16 protein-coding genes are annotated in these 16,496 nt (G+C 70.4%); 7 read left to right on the forward strand and 9 right to left on the reverse strand.

Annotated elements, in window-relative coordinates:
* Positions 1–55 precede the first annotated feature (55 nt).
* Both QSK30_RS22100 and QSK30_RS22105 read left to right on the forward strand, forming a co-directional pair.
* Positions 56–874 (forward strand): DUF4438 family protein, encoded by an 819-nt coding sequence (locus tag QSK30_RS22100; protein WP_285505431.1) that lies wholly within the window; start codon positions 56–58, stop codon positions 872–874.
* Positions 867–1,502: a GntR family transcriptional regulator gene (locus QSK30_RS22105; RefSeq protein ID WP_285505432.1), complete on the forward strand. Its 636-nt coding sequence runs from the start codon at positions 867–869 to the stop codon at positions 1,500–1,502. The genes QSK30_RS22100 and QSK30_RS22105 overlap by 8 nt, the downstream gene beginning before the upstream one ends.
* 229 nt (positions 1,503–1,731) lie before the next feature.
* Here the strand turns inward: QSK30_RS22105 and QSK30_RS22110 are convergent, their stop codons facing one another.
* From QSK30_RS22110 to QSK30_RS22150, 9 genes are all read right to left on the reverse strand, one after another.
* Positions 1,732–2,142 carry an Imm1 family immunity protein gene (locus QSK30_RS22110; RefSeq protein WP_285505434.1) on the reverse strand — a complete coding sequence of 137 codons (411 nt, stop codon included), beginning with the start codon at positions 2,140–2,142 and terminating at the stop codon, positions 1,732–1,734.
* Positions 2,139–2,870, reverse strand: a complete 732-nt coding sequence (locus tag QSK30_RS22115; RefSeq protein ID WP_285505435.1) for a DddA-like double-stranded DNA deaminase toxin — start codon at positions 2,868–2,870, stop codon at positions 2,139–2,141. The genes QSK30_RS22110 and QSK30_RS22115 overlap by 4 nt, the downstream gene beginning before the upstream one ends.
* 425 nt (positions 2,871–3,295) lie before the next feature.
* Positions 3,296–4,327 (reverse strand): D-2-hydroxyacid dehydrogenase, encoded by a 1,032-nt coding sequence (locus QSK30_RS22120; RefSeq protein WP_285505437.1) that lies wholly within the window; start codon positions 4,325–4,327, stop codon positions 3,296–3,298.
* A complete protein-coding gene (locus tag QSK30_RS22125; RefSeq protein ID WP_285505438.1) occupies positions 4,324–5,544 on the reverse strand; it encodes a pyridoxal phosphate-dependent aminotransferase in 1,221 nt (406 codons plus the stop codon). The genes QSK30_RS22120 and QSK30_RS22125 overlap by 4 nt, the downstream gene beginning before the upstream one ends.
* A gap of 47 nt (positions 5,545–5,591) precedes the next feature.
* Positions 5,592–6,335 (reverse strand): SDR family oxidoreductase, encoded by a 744-nt coding sequence (locus QSK30_RS22130; RefSeq protein ID WP_285505439.1) that lies wholly within the window; start codon positions 6,333–6,335, stop codon positions 5,592–5,594.
* Positions 6,332–8,389 carry a dipeptide ABC transporter ATP-binding protein gene (locus QSK30_RS22135; protein ID WP_285505440.1) on the reverse strand — a complete coding sequence of 686 codons (2,058 nt, stop codon included), beginning with the start codon at positions 8,387–8,389 and terminating at the stop codon, positions 6,332–6,334. The genes QSK30_RS22130 and QSK30_RS22135 overlap by 4 nt, the downstream gene beginning before the upstream one ends.
* Positions 8,386–9,240, reverse strand: coding sequence for an ABC transporter permease (locus QSK30_RS22140; RefSeq protein WP_285505457.1), 855 nt, complete (start codon positions 9,238–9,240; stop codon positions 8,386–8,388). The genes QSK30_RS22135 and QSK30_RS22140 overlap by 4 nt, the downstream gene beginning before the upstream one ends.
* Positions 9,241–9,319: 79 nt before the next feature.
* On the reverse strand, positions 9,320–10,297 hold the full coding sequence (locus tag QSK30_RS22145) for an ABC transporter permease (protein ID WP_285505442.1): 978 nt from the start codon (positions 10,295–10,297) through the stop codon (positions 9,320–9,322).
* Positions 10,298–10,378: 81 nt separating this feature from the next.
* Positions 10,379–12,100 (reverse strand): ABC transporter family substrate-binding protein, encoded by a 1,722-nt coding sequence (locus QSK30_RS22150; RefSeq protein ID WP_285505444.1) that lies wholly within the window; start codon positions 12,098–12,100, stop codon positions 10,379–10,381.
* Positions 12,101–12,350: 250 nt separating this feature from the next.
* On the opposite strand from QSK30_RS22150, the gene QSK30_RS22155 reads away from it, so the two are divergent.
* The 5 genes from QSK30_RS22155 to QSK30_RS22175 all read left to right on the forward strand — a co-directional run bounded on the left by QSK30_RS22155 (position 12,351) and on the right by QSK30_RS22175 (position 16,167).
* Positions 12,351–13,292: a succinylglutamate desuccinylase/aspartoacylase family protein gene (locus QSK30_RS22155; RefSeq protein WP_285505446.1), complete on the forward strand. Its 942-nt coding sequence runs from the start codon at positions 12,351–12,353 to the stop codon at positions 13,290–13,292.
* A 35-nt stretch (positions 13,293–13,327) separates the two neighbouring features.
* Positions 13,328–14,077, forward strand: coding sequence for an SDR family NAD(P)-dependent oxidoreductase (locus QSK30_RS22160; RefSeq protein ID WP_285505447.1), 750 nt, complete (start codon positions 13,328–13,330; stop codon positions 14,075–14,077).
* Positions 14,074–14,814 (forward strand): SDR family NAD(P)-dependent oxidoreductase, encoded by a 741-nt coding sequence (locus QSK30_RS22165; RefSeq protein WP_285505449.1) that lies wholly within the window; start codon positions 14,074–14,076, stop codon positions 14,812–14,814. The genes QSK30_RS22160 and QSK30_RS22165 overlap by 4 nt, the downstream gene beginning before the upstream one ends.
* A complete protein-coding gene (locus QSK30_RS22170; protein ID WP_285505450.1) occupies positions 14,811–15,176 on the forward strand; it encodes a RidA family protein in 366 nt (121 codons plus the stop codon). Before QSK30_RS22165 ends, QSK30_RS22170 begins: the two co-directional genes overlap by 4 nt.
* A gap of 76 nt (positions 15,177–15,252) precedes the next feature.
* Positions 15,253–16,167 carry a LysR family transcriptional regulator gene (locus QSK30_RS22175; RefSeq protein WP_285505451.1) on the forward strand — a complete coding sequence of 305 codons (915 nt, stop codon included), beginning with the start codon at positions 15,253–15,255 and terminating at the stop codon, positions 16,165–16,167.
* Positions 16,168–16,496: the final 329 nt, after the last annotated feature.

The following is a 16,496-nucleotide window of genomic DNA, read 5'->3' on the forward strand; positions in this document are numbered from 1 at the left end:
TCATTGACCCGGCCGACGCTTTCGACCTGGTCGACGACCCGAACGGGACCTTGCCGTGATCACCACCAACCTCACCGGCGTCGTCGAGACACCCACCATGGCGGCCTACCCGTACCTGGTGGGCCGCGACGGCGCGGCATACGTGCCCACCGGCGGCGCCGGCGTCGTCCTCGGCATCCGCCTCGGCGACAGCGTGTTCGCCTACGACGCGGACCACGCCGCACCCGGCGCCACCCTGGTCCACCCCGACCCGGCTGCCCGGCACGCGCTCACCGCCTTCGCCTGCCTCGGCAACGAGGCCGTCGTCCGCACCGGCCCAGCGGCAGGCGCCGAGGGCCGGGTGCTCGGCAAACGCGGCGAACTGGGCCGGGTGATCACCCTGTTCGACCAGGACGTGCTGGCCACCCTGCGCCCCGACGACCAGGTCCTGATCCGCGCGGTGGGACAGGGTGCGCCGCCCGCCGAGGTGACCGTCCTCAACGTCGACCCGTCCCTGCTCCCGGCGCTGACCGACCGGCTCTCGGTGCGCGCCCGGGTGCCCTCGGAGCTGGTCGGCAACGGCATCGGCAGGCCCGCGCACCAGTGGGACCTCGACATCCAGCTCGACCCGGACACCGCGCCCCGGTGGCACGCCGAGGACCTGCGGATCGGCGATCTACTATGTATCGACGACATCGACGTCCGGTACGGAACGGGCAGGCGGAAGGGGTGGGTGACGGTGGCGGTCGTGGTGCACGGCTCCAGCCCGCTCCCGGGCCACGGCCCCGGCGCGATGCCCATCCTGTGCGGCCCGGCCGACCGGCTGCCGGTCGAGGTGGAACCGGACACGCACGTGGGCGTCACCGCGGCCCTGTTGGGACTGTCGGATGCCTGAGGTGGAACACCAGTCGTTGCCGGACACCGTCCACCGGATCCTGCGCACCAGGATCCTGAACAACGACCTGGCCGCGGGCAGCCGCATCGTGGAGACAGCGGTAGCGGGAGAACTGGGCGTCAGCCGGGCGACCGTAAGAGCGGCATTGGCCCGATTGCAGACCGAGGGCCTGGTCGAGATCAGCCCACGCAGGCACAGCGTCGTCACCCGCCTCTCACACGACGAGATCCAAGACGCTTGTTACGCGCGGTACGTGCTGGAGGAAGGCGCCATCCGAGCAGTCCTGGCACGCGGCGCCGCGGAGCTGATAGAGCCGCTGACCGACATCATCGACCGGATGACCCGAGCGGCCAACCGCCACGACATGGCCACGGTGGTCGACCTGGACACCGAGTTCCACGGCCGCATCGTCACGGCGGCGGCCAAGCCGAGGCTGGCCACCCTGTGGTCCACTTTGGACGGACAGATGGGCGCGGTCATGCGGTCCTCGCTGGAGGAACAGCACCTGGACCTGGCGGAGATGCCCAAGATGCACGAGGAACTCCTCGACGCCCTCCGCACCGAGGACCCCGAAGCCGTAGCCGAGACGCTCTACCGCCACTACCTCCGCGACGACTACAAGCTGTAGTTTCCTCCTGGCTCTGGCTCTGGCTCTGGCCCCGGTGCTGCTCGCCTTCGCCGCCAAGCCAACCCGGCGGCCAGCCCGCGGCTTCGCCATTTCCCCCAGCACGCCGCCTTCAACTCCGACCACTCAGCGCGAGCACCTCGTATCCGCACCCGGGCAACAGTCCTGCTCGATGGGGTGGTGTGGCTTTGTTCGCAAACGAACGGCGAGCCCACCACGACACCGGTCGCAGTCAGGCGAGCTTCTGCCACGCCACCGACGCAGGCCGGTCCCCGCCGTTCCGGAAGAACTCGGTAGCAGCGCGCACCACATCGGCGTAGGGGATCTCAGCGCTCACGAATACTGGGCGTTCGTTCCCCATGTAGTCGTAGCTCATCACCTCGGTGTCGGCCTGGTCGCCACCTCGGCTCACCCAGAGGCCCGGCCACTGGCGCCCGGTGTAGGAGACGATCCCGACCGCACCGTTGACCCCTACACCGAACTCGGGAGTGTCGTCGTCATCGTCGAGGTACCACGACATCAGCAGCGGCGCCCCGGAGGCGAGGGAGTCCGCACGGACCTTGCCGACGAGCGCGATGACGTCCTCGACCGATCGAAGCGAGTCCGGCCCATTGCCCAGGTACCACGCCTCGATGGCGGTCACTTCGCTCTCCCTCGGTAGACCTTGTGAAATCCTCCGGCGCCGTGAACGGTGAGAGTGTATCCCTCGGGCAAAATCTGTGGGACAAGGGCGTCGCACCCGAATCGTCCTTTACATGGAATGTTGTTTATCGCCAGCGTGACTTGTCGCGTGGTGGTGTTCCTCATGTGTACCGCGAGCTTGACTTCCACGTCCGACGCAGTCCATGGGACTTTACCTCCGGGCTGATCCGTGAACCATTCCACGGCTGATCGGTACTTGTCATCCCAGCCGCTGATCTCTTCGCGTACCTCGCCCGCTTTGTCGATCCATCGTCCGTGGGTCTTGGCGTTCGCCTCGCCCGGGGGACGTTGGCCGGACGGCGGTATGTCGGGAGGCAGTCCGCGTCGTAGTTGGTCGACGCGTTCGACAACGCCGTCACCCAAGACCGGACGAGTGGTGTGGTCGGGGATCTGGGTCGCCACGGCGGGTGGGTGATACAGGTGGTGCGCGGAGGCGGCGATGATCGCCTGCTCAAGTCCGACCAATGCTCCGAACAGTGCTTCAGCCCGCTCCAGGGTCGCCACCAGTGACTTCCGGACGCGGCTGTGGGTGGCTGAACCGCCCAGGATGTGGTCGGCAGTCTCGATGACGAGGTTCAGTTCCACTGCCACGGATGCCAGGCTCGCCTTGGTCCTGACCACGAGGGTGAGGACGCCGCGGACCGCTTCCGCGCTCTCGGCGATCGACACCCGGCCATCGTAGGGAGTCCCGGGCCCTGTGGCGTGCTTGTCGCCCCTTCGGGCGAGCGGCCGGGCAGGTGTGCTCGATGCGGTGGATTGGCTTTGTTCGGGCCTCTAAGAAAAGAGGCGCCGTGGGTAGAGCGGGTGGGAAAGGGATACCCATCGCCGAGGCAAGGCTAGCGCCTCTTTTCTCCCCGAACAAAGCCAATCCACCGCATCGAGCAGTTGGCACCTCGGGTGCGGTTGGGGCTGGGCTGGTGAACCTGAGGTTTCGAGGAGTTGGTACCTCGGGTGCGGGCGGGCGGACTGGTCCCCGACGTTCGAGCAGGTGGTGCGGGGTGGGCCGGATCCGCCGGCCGGTTGAACGAGGCTGTGGTTGGGAAACTGGGCCAGTTCCCCAACCACACCCCCACGTCAGTGCGTTGTTCGTCAGGTCAGTAGCCCAGCTCCGGTTTGTAGAGGTTGCGCAGCGGCTGGTTGTCCAACCACCGGCGGAGGTTGTCGCAGAAGATCTCGGTGATCAGTGCGTTCTCGGTTGCCGCCGTAGACGCCGAGTGTGGCGAGATCAGCACGTTCTCCAGGTCCCATAAGGCCGAGTCGTGCGGCAACGGTTCCACTGCCGCGACGTCCAACGCCGCTCCCCGCAATCCCCCCGTCCGCAACGCATCGATCATCGCCGGTTCGTCCACCACCCCACCACGAGCGATGTTCACCAGTACCGCCGATGAGGGCAGGGCGTCGAACTCCGCCTTGCCGAACAGGTTCGCCGTCTGCTCGGTCAGCGGGCATGCCAGCACCACCGCGTCCGTCGTCGGTAGCACGGTTAGTACCTCACTGAACTCCACCACCGACGACACCCCAGGCGCCGTCGAGGTTCCGCCGGGGCGGACCGCCCCGACCACCTCGACCCCGAGGCTGGACAGTGTCAGGGCCACCTGCCGTCCCACCGCGCCCAGGCCGACCACCAATGCCCGCCTGCCGTGCAGCATCGGTGCTGTGTAGCGCTTCCACTGGTGTCCCGCCTGCCACTCCCGCAGCAGTGGCACGTCCTTCACGAAGTACAACAACCCCGCCAGCACGAACTCGGTCAGCGGCTTCGCGTGCACTCCCGCCGCCGTGGTCACCGTTACTCGGGACAGGTCCAGGGGGAACCGGTCGGTGAAGCGCCCCAGGCCCGCGCTCGTCCCCTGCAACCACCGCAGTCGGGGGAAGTTCGAGTTCACCCGGTCCGGTGCCCGCCGGTCGAAGTCGAAGCAGATGTCGGCGGTGGCGGCCAGTTCCCACCAGCGCGCTTCCTGCTCCGGGGTCAGCTCGGGCGGTTCGCCCACGTGATCGGCCGCGTACCGGGGGACCGGCAGCAGCGCGGGCTCGTAGAGGACCTCCACTCTGGGGTCCACCGCCGCGATCCGGTCGACGTGTTCGCGTTCCAGGGGTGAGCAGATCAGGACTCGCACCTTGTCGGTCATGAGGTCGCTCCGTTCAGGGCCGCCACCATCCGGTCGAGGGCGGCGCTCCAGATCGTCTCGTCGCGGGCGAAGCAGACGCGGAACTTACCGATGCCCGACGGCCCGAACTGGTAGCCGGGGCTCACGACGACGCCCGCGTCGGCCTGCAGTGCCTTGGCCACCTGGACGTCGCTGAGGCCCAGGGCGGAGACGTCCGGCCACAGGTAGGCCGTCCCGTTCCCCGGCCGCACGACCAACCCGTCGACCTGGCGCAGTCGTTCGGTGGTCATCTCCCGGAGGTTCCGGAGTTCGCCGATGCGCTCGCGGACGAACTCGACGTCGTCGGTGAGCCATCGGGTGAGCACGTGCTGGGCGTAGGCGGGCGCGCGCAGGCAGGAGATGGCCATGACCTGCTCGACCGCGTCGATCACCTCGGGTGGGGCGACCACGACGCCCACCCGGTAGCCGCTCAGGGACTCGGTCTTGGAGCCGCCGAGCAGGGTGATGGTGCGGTCGCGCAGTCCCGGCTGCGCGGCCAGGTGGAAGTACGGGGTCTCGTCGTAGACCAGCCTGCAGTACAGCTCGTCGACGACCACCAGGAAGTCGTGCGCGACGGCAAGCCTGCCCAGGCCCGCGATCGTCTGTTCGGTGTAGACGGTGCCGGTCGGGTTGTTCGGGTTCGAGGTCAGCAGCAGCCGGATCCCGCCGCGGGCCAGTGCCTCCAGCGCGGCCAGGTCCAGCTGAGGTCCGGCCGGGTCCTCGACCATCGGGATCCGCACCACCTCGGCACCCAGGAAGCGCAGCATCCGCTCCACGAACAGGTACTCCGGGTCGGCCAGCGCCACCACGTCGCCCTCGTTGACCAGCGCGCTCAGCGTGGCGAACAGGCCGCCCTGGGTGCCCGTGGTCAACGCGATGTCGCGCTCCGGGTGCACATCGATACCGACCAGGGTGGACACCGAACGCGCGCAGACCTTGAGCACCTCGGCGCTGCCGCGGTAGGCGGTGTACGCGCTCTCGCCGTCGTCCGCCGCGGCCGCGAACACCTGCGCGGCCCAGGCGGGCGGGGGGAACCGCACGGTGTCGAAGTGCGTGGTGTCCAGCAACCCGTGCCCGGCACCGTCGAGCCGCAGGCTCAGGTCCGCCTCGCGCACCGACATGCCGAGCGCGTCCGAGCGCTCGGGCAGGTGGGTGCGCAGCAGGCGCCGTGCCTCGACGGAATAGCGGGTCCCCGCCATGTGATTCGCTCCCTCTGGTCGCGGCGCGAGGTCCTCGCGCCGGTCTGTCACGCCCATCTCGATCCCCGGTCGACCACGGTCGCGGTCCCGGTGATGTGCCGGGACTCGTCCGAGGCCAGGAACAGCACCGCGTTCGCCACGTCCGCGGCCGACGGCCCCGGGGGCCCGAGCGGGCCGGGGTCGACGCTGTTCGCGCGGACCCCGAAATCCAGCAGTTCCAAGGCGAACGCGCTCACCAGCCCGGCCACGCCGTGCTTGGCCGCGGCCATGTGCGCGTAGCCCGCCACCGCGCGGTGGGCCAGCGCGGAGCCGATGAACACGATCGAGCCCGACCCCTGCGCCACCATCACCGGCGCGACCGCCTTCGCGGTCTGCCACACCCCGGTCAGGTTGATGTCGATCATCGTGCGCCACTGCGCCTCGGGCATCTCCCACGCCGTGCCGCGCGAGCGCACCCCGGCCGCGGGCACCGCGATGTCCAACGACCCCAGCGCCGCGACCCCGGCCCGCACGGCCGCGCCCAGGGCGTCGCCGTCGCGCACGTCGACCAGCCGGGACACCACGCCCCGGCCCAGCGCGCGCGCCTCGGTGGCCGTCCGGTCCAGTTCGCCCGCGGTGGCCAGCGACTCCGGCACCGTCTCCACCCGGCTGACCACGCCGATGTCGAGCAGCACCAGGTCGGCGCCCTCCTCGGCCAGCCGCAGCGCGCACGCCCGGCCGACGCCGCGCGCCGCGCCGGTCACCAGGGCGACCTTCCCGGCCACCCGGCCGGCACTGGCCCGGCCGCTCATCGCGGACCGCCGAAGTGGCAGGCCACCGGGTGCCCCTGGCCGCGTTCGACCAGGTCGGGCACCTTGTCCACGCACAGCGAACGCTCGGTGTCGGTCAGCGCGCCGAGGAACTTCGGGCAGCGCGTCCGGAACCGGCACCCCGACGGCGGGTTCACCGGGCTCGGCACGTCGCCGCTGAGCAGGATCCGCTCCCGCAACCGCTCCTTGCGCGGGTCCGGCAGCGGCACCGCGGAGATCAGCGCCTGGGTGTAGGGGTGCGACGGGTGGTCGAACACCGCGTCCCGCTCGCCCAGCTCCACCACCCGGCCGAGGTACATCACCGCGACCCGGTCGGCGATGTGCCGCACCACCGACAGGTCGTGCGCGATGAACAGGTACGACAGCCCGAGCGCGTCCTGCAGGTCCTCCAGCAGGTTGATCACGTCGGCCTGCACCGAGACGTCCAGCGCCGACACCGGCTCGTCCAGGATCAGCACCCGGGGCCGCAGCGCCAGCGCCCGGGCGATGCCGATCCGCTGCCGCTGCCCGCCGGAGAACTCGTGCGGGTAGCGCTCCGCGCGGCCGCGCCCCAGCCCGACCGAGGCCAGCAGCTCCAGTGCCCGGACCCGGGCGTCCCGTTTGGACAGACCGTTGATCCGCAGCGGCTCGGCCACCAGGTCGGCCGCGGTCATCCGCGGGTCCAGCGAGCCCATCGGGTCCTGGAACACGATCTGCAGGTCGCGGGCGTGCTTGCGGCCGCGCACCGCCGCCCCGTCCAGCTCGACGTGGCCCGCGGTCGGCTCCTCCAGCGACATCAGCAGCTTCGCGATCGTGGACTTGCCCGAGCCGGACTCGCCGACCAGCCCCAGCGTCTCGCCCGCGGACAGCGAGAACGACACGTCGCAGACCGCGTGCAGCTGCCCGATCTGGCGCCGGAGGAACCCGCCGCCGCGCACCGGGTAGTGCTTCACCAGCCCGGTGGCGCTCAGCAGCGGCCCCTCGGTCCGAACAGGACGGTCCGCCGTGAGCGCGACCGGCGCGACGACCGGGACGAAGACGTCCTCCGGGCGCTTGTCGGCCAGCTCCTCGGCGAAGTGGCACGCGGTGAGGTGCCCGTCGACCTCGCGCAGCTCCGGTTCCTCGGTCAGGCACCGCGCACGGGCCAGCGGGCACCGGGGAGCGAACGCGCAGCCGGGGATCGGTCGGTCGAGCGCCGGGGGAGTGCCCGCGATGGGCGTGAGCCGGGCGCCGAACCGCCCGTCCAGCCTGGGGAGGCTGCCCAGCAGACCGAGCGTGTACGGCATCCGGGGCCGGTAGAAGACCTCGTCGGCGGTGCCGGTCTCGACGACCTTGCCCGCGTACATGACCACCACCCGGTCGGCCTGCCCGGCGACCACGCCCAGGTCGTGGGTGATCAGCACCGCCGCCGCCCCGGTCGCCGCGCGCGCCGTGCGCAGCGCGTCGAGCACCTGGGCCTGGATCGTGACGTCCAGCGCGGTGGTCGGCTCGTCGGCGATGATCACGTCCGGGTCGTTGGCCATCGCGATGGCGATCACCACCCGCTGGCGCATGCCGCCGGAGAACTCGTGCGGGTAGTCGCCCACCCGGTCGCGCGCGTTCGGGATCCCCACCAGCTCCAGCAGCTGGACGGCCCGCTCGACCGCGTCGTCCTTGCTGGTCCCGGGGTGGTGCGCGCGGACCGCCTCGGCCACCTGGAAGCCGACCGAGTACACCGGGTTGAGCGAGGACAGCGGGTCCTGGAAGACCATCGCGACCGACCGGCCGCGCACCGCCGACATCCCCTTGTCGGCCAGGCCCGCGAGCTCCTGGTCGCGGTAGCGCACCGACCCGCCCATCCGGGCCCCGGGCGGCAGCAGGCCCATGACCGCGAGCGCGGTGGCCGACTTGCCGCAGCCGGACTCGCCGACCACGCCGAGGACCTCGCCCTCGCGCAGCGACCAGGACACCCCGCGCACGGCCTGGACCCGGCCGCGCTCGTCGGGGAACTCCACGGTGAGGTCGCGGACGCGCAGGACCTCCGCTGTGGTGGTCGTCTGGTGCGGTGTCGGGCTCATGTGCGGCTCCGGGACCGAGTGTTGTCGAAGGCGTCGCGCAGGCCGTCGCCGATGAAGTTGACGCACAGCGCGATCACCACGATGAAGAGCCCGGGGAAGTAGAACAGCCAGGGCCGGGTGGACACCGCGGTCTGGTTCTGGCTGACCAGCAGCCCCAGCGAGGTGTCCGGGGCGCGCACCCCGAAGCCGATGAACGACAGCGCCGTCTCGGCCAGGATGGCCACCGCGACGATGATCGTCACCGCCACGATGATGGTGCCCATCGCGTTGGGCAGGATGTGCCGGAAGATGATCCGCCACGACCCGGCGCCGAAGGTGCGGGCGGCGGCGATGAACTCCCGCTCGCGCAGCGAGAGCACCAGCCCGCGCACCAGCCGGGCGACGTAGGGCCAGGTCAGGGCCGCGAGCACGACGCCGATGAGCAGCCAGCCCTGGCTGCCGGTGGCGACGTTGTTGGCCAGCACGGCGGCCACCGCGATGGCCGGGAAGATCAGCACCAGGTCGGCGACCCGCATCATCAGCGTGTCGACCCGGCCGCCGTAGAGCCCGGCGGCGGCGCCCCAGACGCTGCCGAAGATCCCGGACGCGGCGGCGACGAACAGCGCGATCTCGATCGAGCGCTGGGTCCCGCGCAGCACCTGGGCGAACAGGTCGTAGCCGGTGGCGTCGGTGCCGAACGGGTGCGCGGCCGAGGGCGGCTGCGAGTTGTCCGGGGTGAACGTGTCGTACCCGTAGTGCCACAGCGCGCCGCCGACGAAGGCGAGCAGCACCAGCAGCAGGAACACGACCAGGCTCGCGGTGGCCAGCCGGTGCCGCAGGAACCGGCGCACCACCAGGCGCGCGCGGCTCACCGAGACCGGGTCGCCGCTGCGGTCGTCACGGTCCGGGCCGTCGCCGTGCTCGCCGGCGCCGGTCACCAGGTGGGTTGTCTCAGCCAAGGCGGATCCTCCGATCCAGCACCGCGTACAGCAGGTCCGCGATCAGGTTGAACAGCACGACGATCACCGACACGAGCAGCAACCAGGCCATCACCGCGTAGATGTCCTTGTCCCGGACCGCGGAGAGCAGGAACGAGCCCATCCCGCGCCACTGGAACACCGTCTCGGTGATCACCGCGCCGGAGAACAGCACGGCCAGGTCCAGGGCGACCACCGTGGTCAGCGGGATCAGCGCGGTCCGCAGCGCGTGTCTGATGAGGACCTTGCGCCGGGGCAGCCCCTTGGCCCGGGCCAGCCGCACGTAGTCGCTCTGCTGGACCTCGACCATCGACGAGCGCACGAACCGGCTCCACGGCGCGAAGGTGGTCAGCGCCAGCACGATCGTCGGCAGCACGATGTGCCCGGCGATGTCGGAGACGTTCGGCCAGAACCCGACCGGGGGCGGGATCGAGGCGTCGCCGACGGTGTAGAACAGCGTGGTCCCGGCCGCCTCGTTGACGTCGATCGCCTGCTGCTTGAGCAGGATCGCCAGCCAGAACGCGGGCATCGAGAGCAGCAGGAACCCGACGAAGGTGAACAGGTAGTCGACGAACGAGTACTGCTTCACCGCGCTGATCACGCCGATCACCAGCGCCAGCAGCAGGGCCAGCAGCACCGCGAGCACCACCAGCCGGACCGAGACCAGCAACCGGGGCCAGATCTCGTGCCCGATGTCGATCCGGTTGACCGAGGGACCCCAGTCGCCGCGGAAGATCCCGCTCAGCCACCGCCAGTACTGCTCCAGCAGCGGCAGGTCCAGCCGCAGCCGGTGCCGCTCCGCCTCCAGGATCGCGGGCGAGACCGGCGGCTGCTTCGCCTTCAGGTCGCCCAGCGGGTCACCGGAGGCGCTCACCATCACGAAGGTGATGAACGACCCGACCAGGATGATCGGGATGGTGTGCAGCAGGCGCCGCAGTACGTAGGCCAGCATCCGTGCTCCTCGAGCCACAGGTCGAGCGCGGCGGTGGCGCCCCACCCCCTGCGAGGGGGCGCCACCGCCGCGCGGTCGGTGTTATCCGCCGAGGCCCCACTCGCCGGAGTTGTACGGCGGGCCGAAGTAGGTCCCGTTGGCCCGCACGTTGACCAGGTCGGACTTGTAGGCGAGCAGGTCGGGCACCTGGTAGAGCGGCAGGATGTAGGCGTCCTCGGTCATCTGCGCGTCCACCCCGTTGAGGTAACCGGCCACATCGGACTCGTCGGTCGCGCCGAGTGCCTTGGTGAGCAGCTCGTCGACCTTGGCGCTGCTGTAGCCGCCGAAGTTGAGCCCGCCCTTGGTCATGAACGCCTGCGAGTACTGCGTCGAGACGAAGGTCTGGCCGATCCAGCCCATCGCGAACAGGTCGAAGTCCTTGCCCGCCTGGTGGGTGACCGTCGCGCCGATCGAGTCGGTCGTCTGCACGTCCACCGTGACGCCGAGCTGCTTGGCGTTGGTGGCGAACAGCTCGCAGACGGTCTTGAGGATCTGGTTGTTCTGGATGTAGCGCATGGTCAGCGTCGGCACCGGGGTGCCCTTGGGGTCGATGAGCTTGTCGCCCTCGACCTTGTAGCCCGCCTCGCTCAGGATCGACTTGGCCTTGGCGATGTCACCGGTGCCCAGCGTGCCCAGGTTGTCCTTGTAGCCGGGCTGCTGCGGCACGTAGATGCGGTTGCGCAGCGGCTTGGCGCCCTCGGAGAACTGCCCGACGGTCTTGGCGATGGTCTGCTGCACGTCGGCCGCGGTGAACAGCGCCTTGCGCAGCGCCACGTCCTGCATCGCCGGGTTGTTCATGTTGGGCAGGATCATCTGCTTGCGCAGGCCCTCGACCAGCTGGTACTTCACGCCGTTGAGCGCCTGGACGTTGCGCAGCAGGTCGACCTGCGGGTCCGGGTTGATGATCTGGACCTCGTTGTTCTGCAGGGCGGGCACCTCCTGCGTGGTGTCGGTGATGACCCGGAAGACCAGGCTGTCCAACGTGGTTGGCTTGCCGTACCACTTCGGGTTCGGCACCAGCGTCGCGGCCTGGTTGGTGGTCCAGGACTTGAACATGAACGGGCCGCCGGACCAGTCCGGGAAGGAGTCCTTGTAGCGGAAGCCGTCGTTGAACGACTTCGCCAGGCCCTCGGGGGTGCCGTCGTCGCCGAGCTTCTTGGCCACGTGCGCGGGCAGGATCGGGCCGAACAGCGACTTCCAGTCACCGAAGGGCTTGCTCAGCGTGACGGTCACGGTCTTGCCGTCGTCGGAGCCGACCAGCGAGCTGATGCCGTCGTAGCCCATCGTCGAGGCGACCTCGCACTTCGGGCACACCCGCGGGTCGGAGGCCTTCCACACGTACTCGAAGTCCGCGGCGGTGATCTGCGTGCCGTCGTTCCAGACGGCCTTGGGGTTGATCTTGTAGACGAGGGTCTGCGGGGAGGTGCTGGTCTGCTCGGCACTGACCAGCAGGTCCTTGTTCAGCTCGATCGTCTTGAGGTCGGGCAGCGTGACGAACGGCGCCGGGTCGTAGGCGTCGGCCACCAACTGGGTCGCCACGCCGATGTCGGCCGCCAGCGGGTTCCAGTCGAGGATGTTGCGCTCGAGGACGTAGGTGATGGTGCCGCCCTGCTTGGCGGTACCCGCGTTGGCGGTGTTCGCCTCGGCCTTGACCTGGTTCGTGGTGTTCCCGCCGCCGCCGGCCGCGCCACTGCCGCAGCCGGCGGCGAGCAGGACGACGGCCAGTGCGCCGACCAGGGTCCGGGAATGTTTTCGATAATCCATGTGCGCTCTCACATCTCTCGTCCGGTTCCCTTGCCGCGGTCCACAGAGTGAACAGGCAGGAATGGTGGACAGACAAGCGAGAGTTGCTGCACAGCCGCTTTAAGACCTGCTAACCGGGGTCTGACCAGCGGCGATGGGGTTTAGCATACCTAACAGCGCGCGTTTGCGACTTCTGTCTTGTGTTCGGTGAGGCTACCCGCGCAGAATCCCAAGCACCGATTCGCCGATATCTCGGCAGCAAGGAGCAGATATGCAGTCCAACCCCTCGACCCTGGCCGGGGCGATCTCCTGGACCGACCACCCGGTCACCTCGTCGCTCGCCTACGGCACCGTGGACGTCCGGGTCGGCACCGTGGGCAGCGGCGGCCCGGTCGGCCTGGTGGTGGCGAGCGTGCACGGCGACGAGGGGCCGTGGGGCACGCTCGCGGTCAACCGGCTGCTCGCCGAGACACCGCTGGCCGACCTGGTCGGCACGCTGCGCGTGGTCCCGGTGGCGCACCCGCTGGCCACCGAGGCCGACGCCCGGCAGACCCACCTCGACCTGCTCGACCTCAACGGCGTCTTCCCCGGCGACCCGAACGGCTCGCACACCCAGCGGCTGGCGGCGGTGCTCGCCGAGCACGCCGTGGACGGCACCGACATCGTGCTCGACGTGCACGGCGGCGGCAGCTGGAACATCAACTGCTTCACCTACCGGTTCCCCGGCGGCGAGCACGTGGCCGAGTGGATGGGCACCCCGCTGATCATGGACGGTCCGGACCGCACCACCAGCCTCACCGGCCATGCCCGGTCGCAGGGGGCGGTGGCGGTCTGGATCGAGATGGGCGGGCGCGGGGAGCACGAGGAGGACCGGGCGGCCACCGTCACCCGGGGCCTGCGCCGCGCGCTGGGCAAGGCGGGCGTGCTCACCGACGCCGGCCTGCCCGACGAGCCCGGCCTGGTCGGCGGCGAGAAGCGCCCGCTGGCCACCTCGGCGCCGGGCATCTACCAGCCGGTGCTGCGCGAGTCCGCGCTCGGCGACGTCGTCGACGAGGGCACCGTCATCGGCCACCTGCTGCACCCGGTCACCAGCGAGGTCGTCGAGACCTTCCGCGCCCCCTTCCCGCGCACCGCGCTCGCGCTGCTGCGGCCCACCCTGGCCCGGATCGAGGCACCCGGGCAGGTCGTCGCCCTGGTCACCGAGATCGCCTGAGCCACCCTCCCCAGTCCGAACAGGAGCACCACCACATGATCGACCCCACCGGCAGGTTCGCGATCGTCGCGGGCGACGCCGAGGACATCGGCCACGCGGTCACCCGCGAGCTCGCCGCCGCGGGCATGGTCGTCGCCGTGCTCGACGACAAGGCCGACGAGGTGACCGCGCTGGCCGAGGAGCTGCGCGCGGGCGGCGCCGAGGTGCACGCCTTCGTCACCGACTTCACCTCGGCGGCCACCCTGTCCGCCACCGCCGAGGAGGTGCTGGCCCGCTTCGGCGCGCCCCGCCTGCTCGTGCACAACTCCGCCGTCTTCCGCATGGTGTCCGTGCTCGACCTGGACTTCGCCGACTTCCGCGCCGAGTGCGACAGCATCCTGCAGAGCGCCTTCGTGCTCTCCAAGGCGGTGTGGCCCGCGATGGTCGAGGCCCGCGACGGCAGCATCGTCTACGTCTCCTCCGGCTCCGCGACGCTGGGCTTCGCCGACGAGGCCGCCTACGTGGCGGGCAAGCACGGCCAGGAGGGCCTGATGAAGGTGCTCGCCCTGGAGGGCAAGGAGTTCGGCATCGCGGTCAACACGATCGGCACCGGCGCGCCGATCGACGGCCCGCTCGCCTACACCTACACCGACGCCATGCGCGCGGTCATGGTCCCGCCGTCCGCGCTCGCCCCGGCGTTCGCGTTCCTGGCCGGGATCGACGCCGACTTCGCCACCGGGCAGCGGTTCAACGCCTACCAGGTCTCCGAGGCCATCCGAGTCGCCAGGGAAGGTGTCTCCGCATGATCGACATCCGTGGACAGGTCGCCTTCCTGACCGGCGCCGCCGAGGGGCTGGGCCGGGAGGTCGCCCGCGAGCTCGTCGCGGGCGGCATGCGCGTCGCGCTGCTGGACGTGCAGGCCGACAAGCTCGACAAGCTGGTCGAGGAGCTGCGCGGCGGCGGTGCCGACGTGCTGCCGATCGTGGTGGACCTCGCCGACGCCGAGGCCACCCGGGCGGCCACCGAGCAGGCGCTCGCGCACTACGGCACGCCGCGCGTGCTGATCCACAACGCCGCGGTGCTGCGCGAGGTGTCCATGCTGGAGGTCACCTTCGACAACTGGCGGCGCGAGGTCGACATCATCCTGCAGGCCGCGTACGTGCTCACCAAGACCGTCTGGGCGGGCATGGTCGAGGCCAAGGGCGGCAGCGTCGTGTTCATGTCCTCGGGCTCGGCGCTGTTCGGGTTCGTCAAGGAGACCGCCTACACCCCGGGCAAGCACGCCCAGGAAGGGCTGATGAAGGTGCTCGCGCTCGAGGGCAAGGAGCACGGCATCGCGGTCAACACCATGTCGACCGGGCGGCCCATCGACACGCCCATGTCGGACTCGCACTACACCGAGGAGATGCGGGTCGGCATCGTCCCGCCGGACCGGCTCGCCCCGGCGTTCGCGTTCCTGGCCGGCATCGACGCCGACTTCGCGACCGGCCAGCGGTTCAACGCCTACCAGGTCTCCGAGGCCATCCGGGCGGCCCGGGGATGATCTCCACCGACCGCGCCCCGGCGCCCGCGGGCCACTACGCGCAAGCCGTCCGGGCGGGCGGGTTCGTCTACGTCGCGGGCCAGGTCCCGCGCGCGCCGGACGGCTCGTACACCCCGGGCGACATCACCACCGAGACCGACCTGGTGCTGCGCAACCTGGCCGCGGTCGCCGAGGCCGCGGGCGGTGGCCTGGCCGACGTGGTCAAGGTGACCGCGTACCTGACCCGCACCGAGGACTTCGCCGCCTTCGACGCCGAGTACGCCCGGCACTTCGGCCCGACCCGGCCCGCGCGCACCACCGTGGTCGCCGGGCTGCGGTCGGTCAAGGTCGAGGTGGACGCGGTGCTGTACCTGCCGGGGTGATCGTCGGTCCACTATGTCCGGTGCCGGATGTGCCACCATGGCTGGACCGGGCGGGGCGAGACGAGGTGATGCGGGCGTGCTGACGGTGAGCCTGGCGGGGCTGCGCGCGATCGAGGCGCTGGCCACCCACGGGTCGATGACGGCCGCCGCCAGCGCGCTCGGCTACACCCCCTCGGCCATCTCCCAGCAGATCGCCCGGCTCGGCCGCGACGTGCACCAGCCCCTGGTAGAGCAGCAGGGTGGGCGCACCACGCTGACCGTGGCCGGGCGCATCCTGGCCGAGTCCGCCAGCCGGATCGTGATCGAGCTGGAGAGCATGAGCGCCGAGCTGCAGGCGCAGACCGAGACGGTCACCGGCACCCTGCGCATCGCCGCGTTCCCCACCGCGGCCCGCGGCGTCATCCCGGCAGCCATGCGCGAGCTGTGCCTGGCCTGGCCCGCCCTGGAGCCCAGACTGATCGAGGCCGACTCACACCGCGCGGTCGAGCTGGTCGCCCGCGGCACCGTGGACCTGGGCGTGGCCCACGACTGGCTGGCGATCCCACTGGCCCTGCCCGACGGCCTGCAGGCCAGACACCTGGGCAACGACTTCTCCGACGTCCTCGCCCACCACACCCACCCACTGGCCGACCGCGCCTCGGTGGAGCTCGACGAACTCTGCGACGAGTCCTGGCTCTACGAGCCCGGCTCAGTCGCACACGACTTCCTGCTCAACACCTACCGCCGCTCACCGAGACCGGACCGGTTCACCCACATCGTCAGCGAGTACGCCAGCCAGATAGAGATGGTCGGCGCAGGCCTCGGCCTGGCCCTGGTACCGAGGATGGGCCGGGGCACACTGCCCGCCTCCGTCCGCGCGCTCACCGTCAAGGCCCCACCACTGCGCCGAATCTACGGTGTTTGGCGCACCCCGACCGGCCGCCGCCCGGCCCTGACTGCTGCGCTCGGTGTGCTCGAGGCGACGTGTGCCCGGTTGGAACAGGAACGCTAGCCAGGGCACAACGGAAGGCACTAGCCGCAGCAAGAATCCTGACCCTGCTGGCGTGCAACAGAATCGCGCCCCCACCCAACCGCAGCGGATAGGCCGACCCCGCTGGAACGCAACAAGATCCCGCCCCACCAGCACCCAAGAGAATCCCGTCCCCCAGCTAACCGCAGCGGTGAGGCCGACTCCGCTGGAACGCAAGTCCCGCTACGGATGCTCGATCTAGTGGACTCGCTTCGTGTGGGGGGAGAGTGCCGCTAAACTTGCCGTGGGTGGGGATGCCCTTACCCTGCCCTTTTCTCTCCACCGCGGTGCTCTAGGGGCCCCGCACGAAG

Origin of the sequence: Actinokineospora sp. NBRC 105648 (assembly GCF_030269645.1) — a bacterium.
GTDB lineage: Bacteria > Actinomycetota > Actinomycetes > Mycobacteriales > Pseudonocardiaceae > Actinokineospora.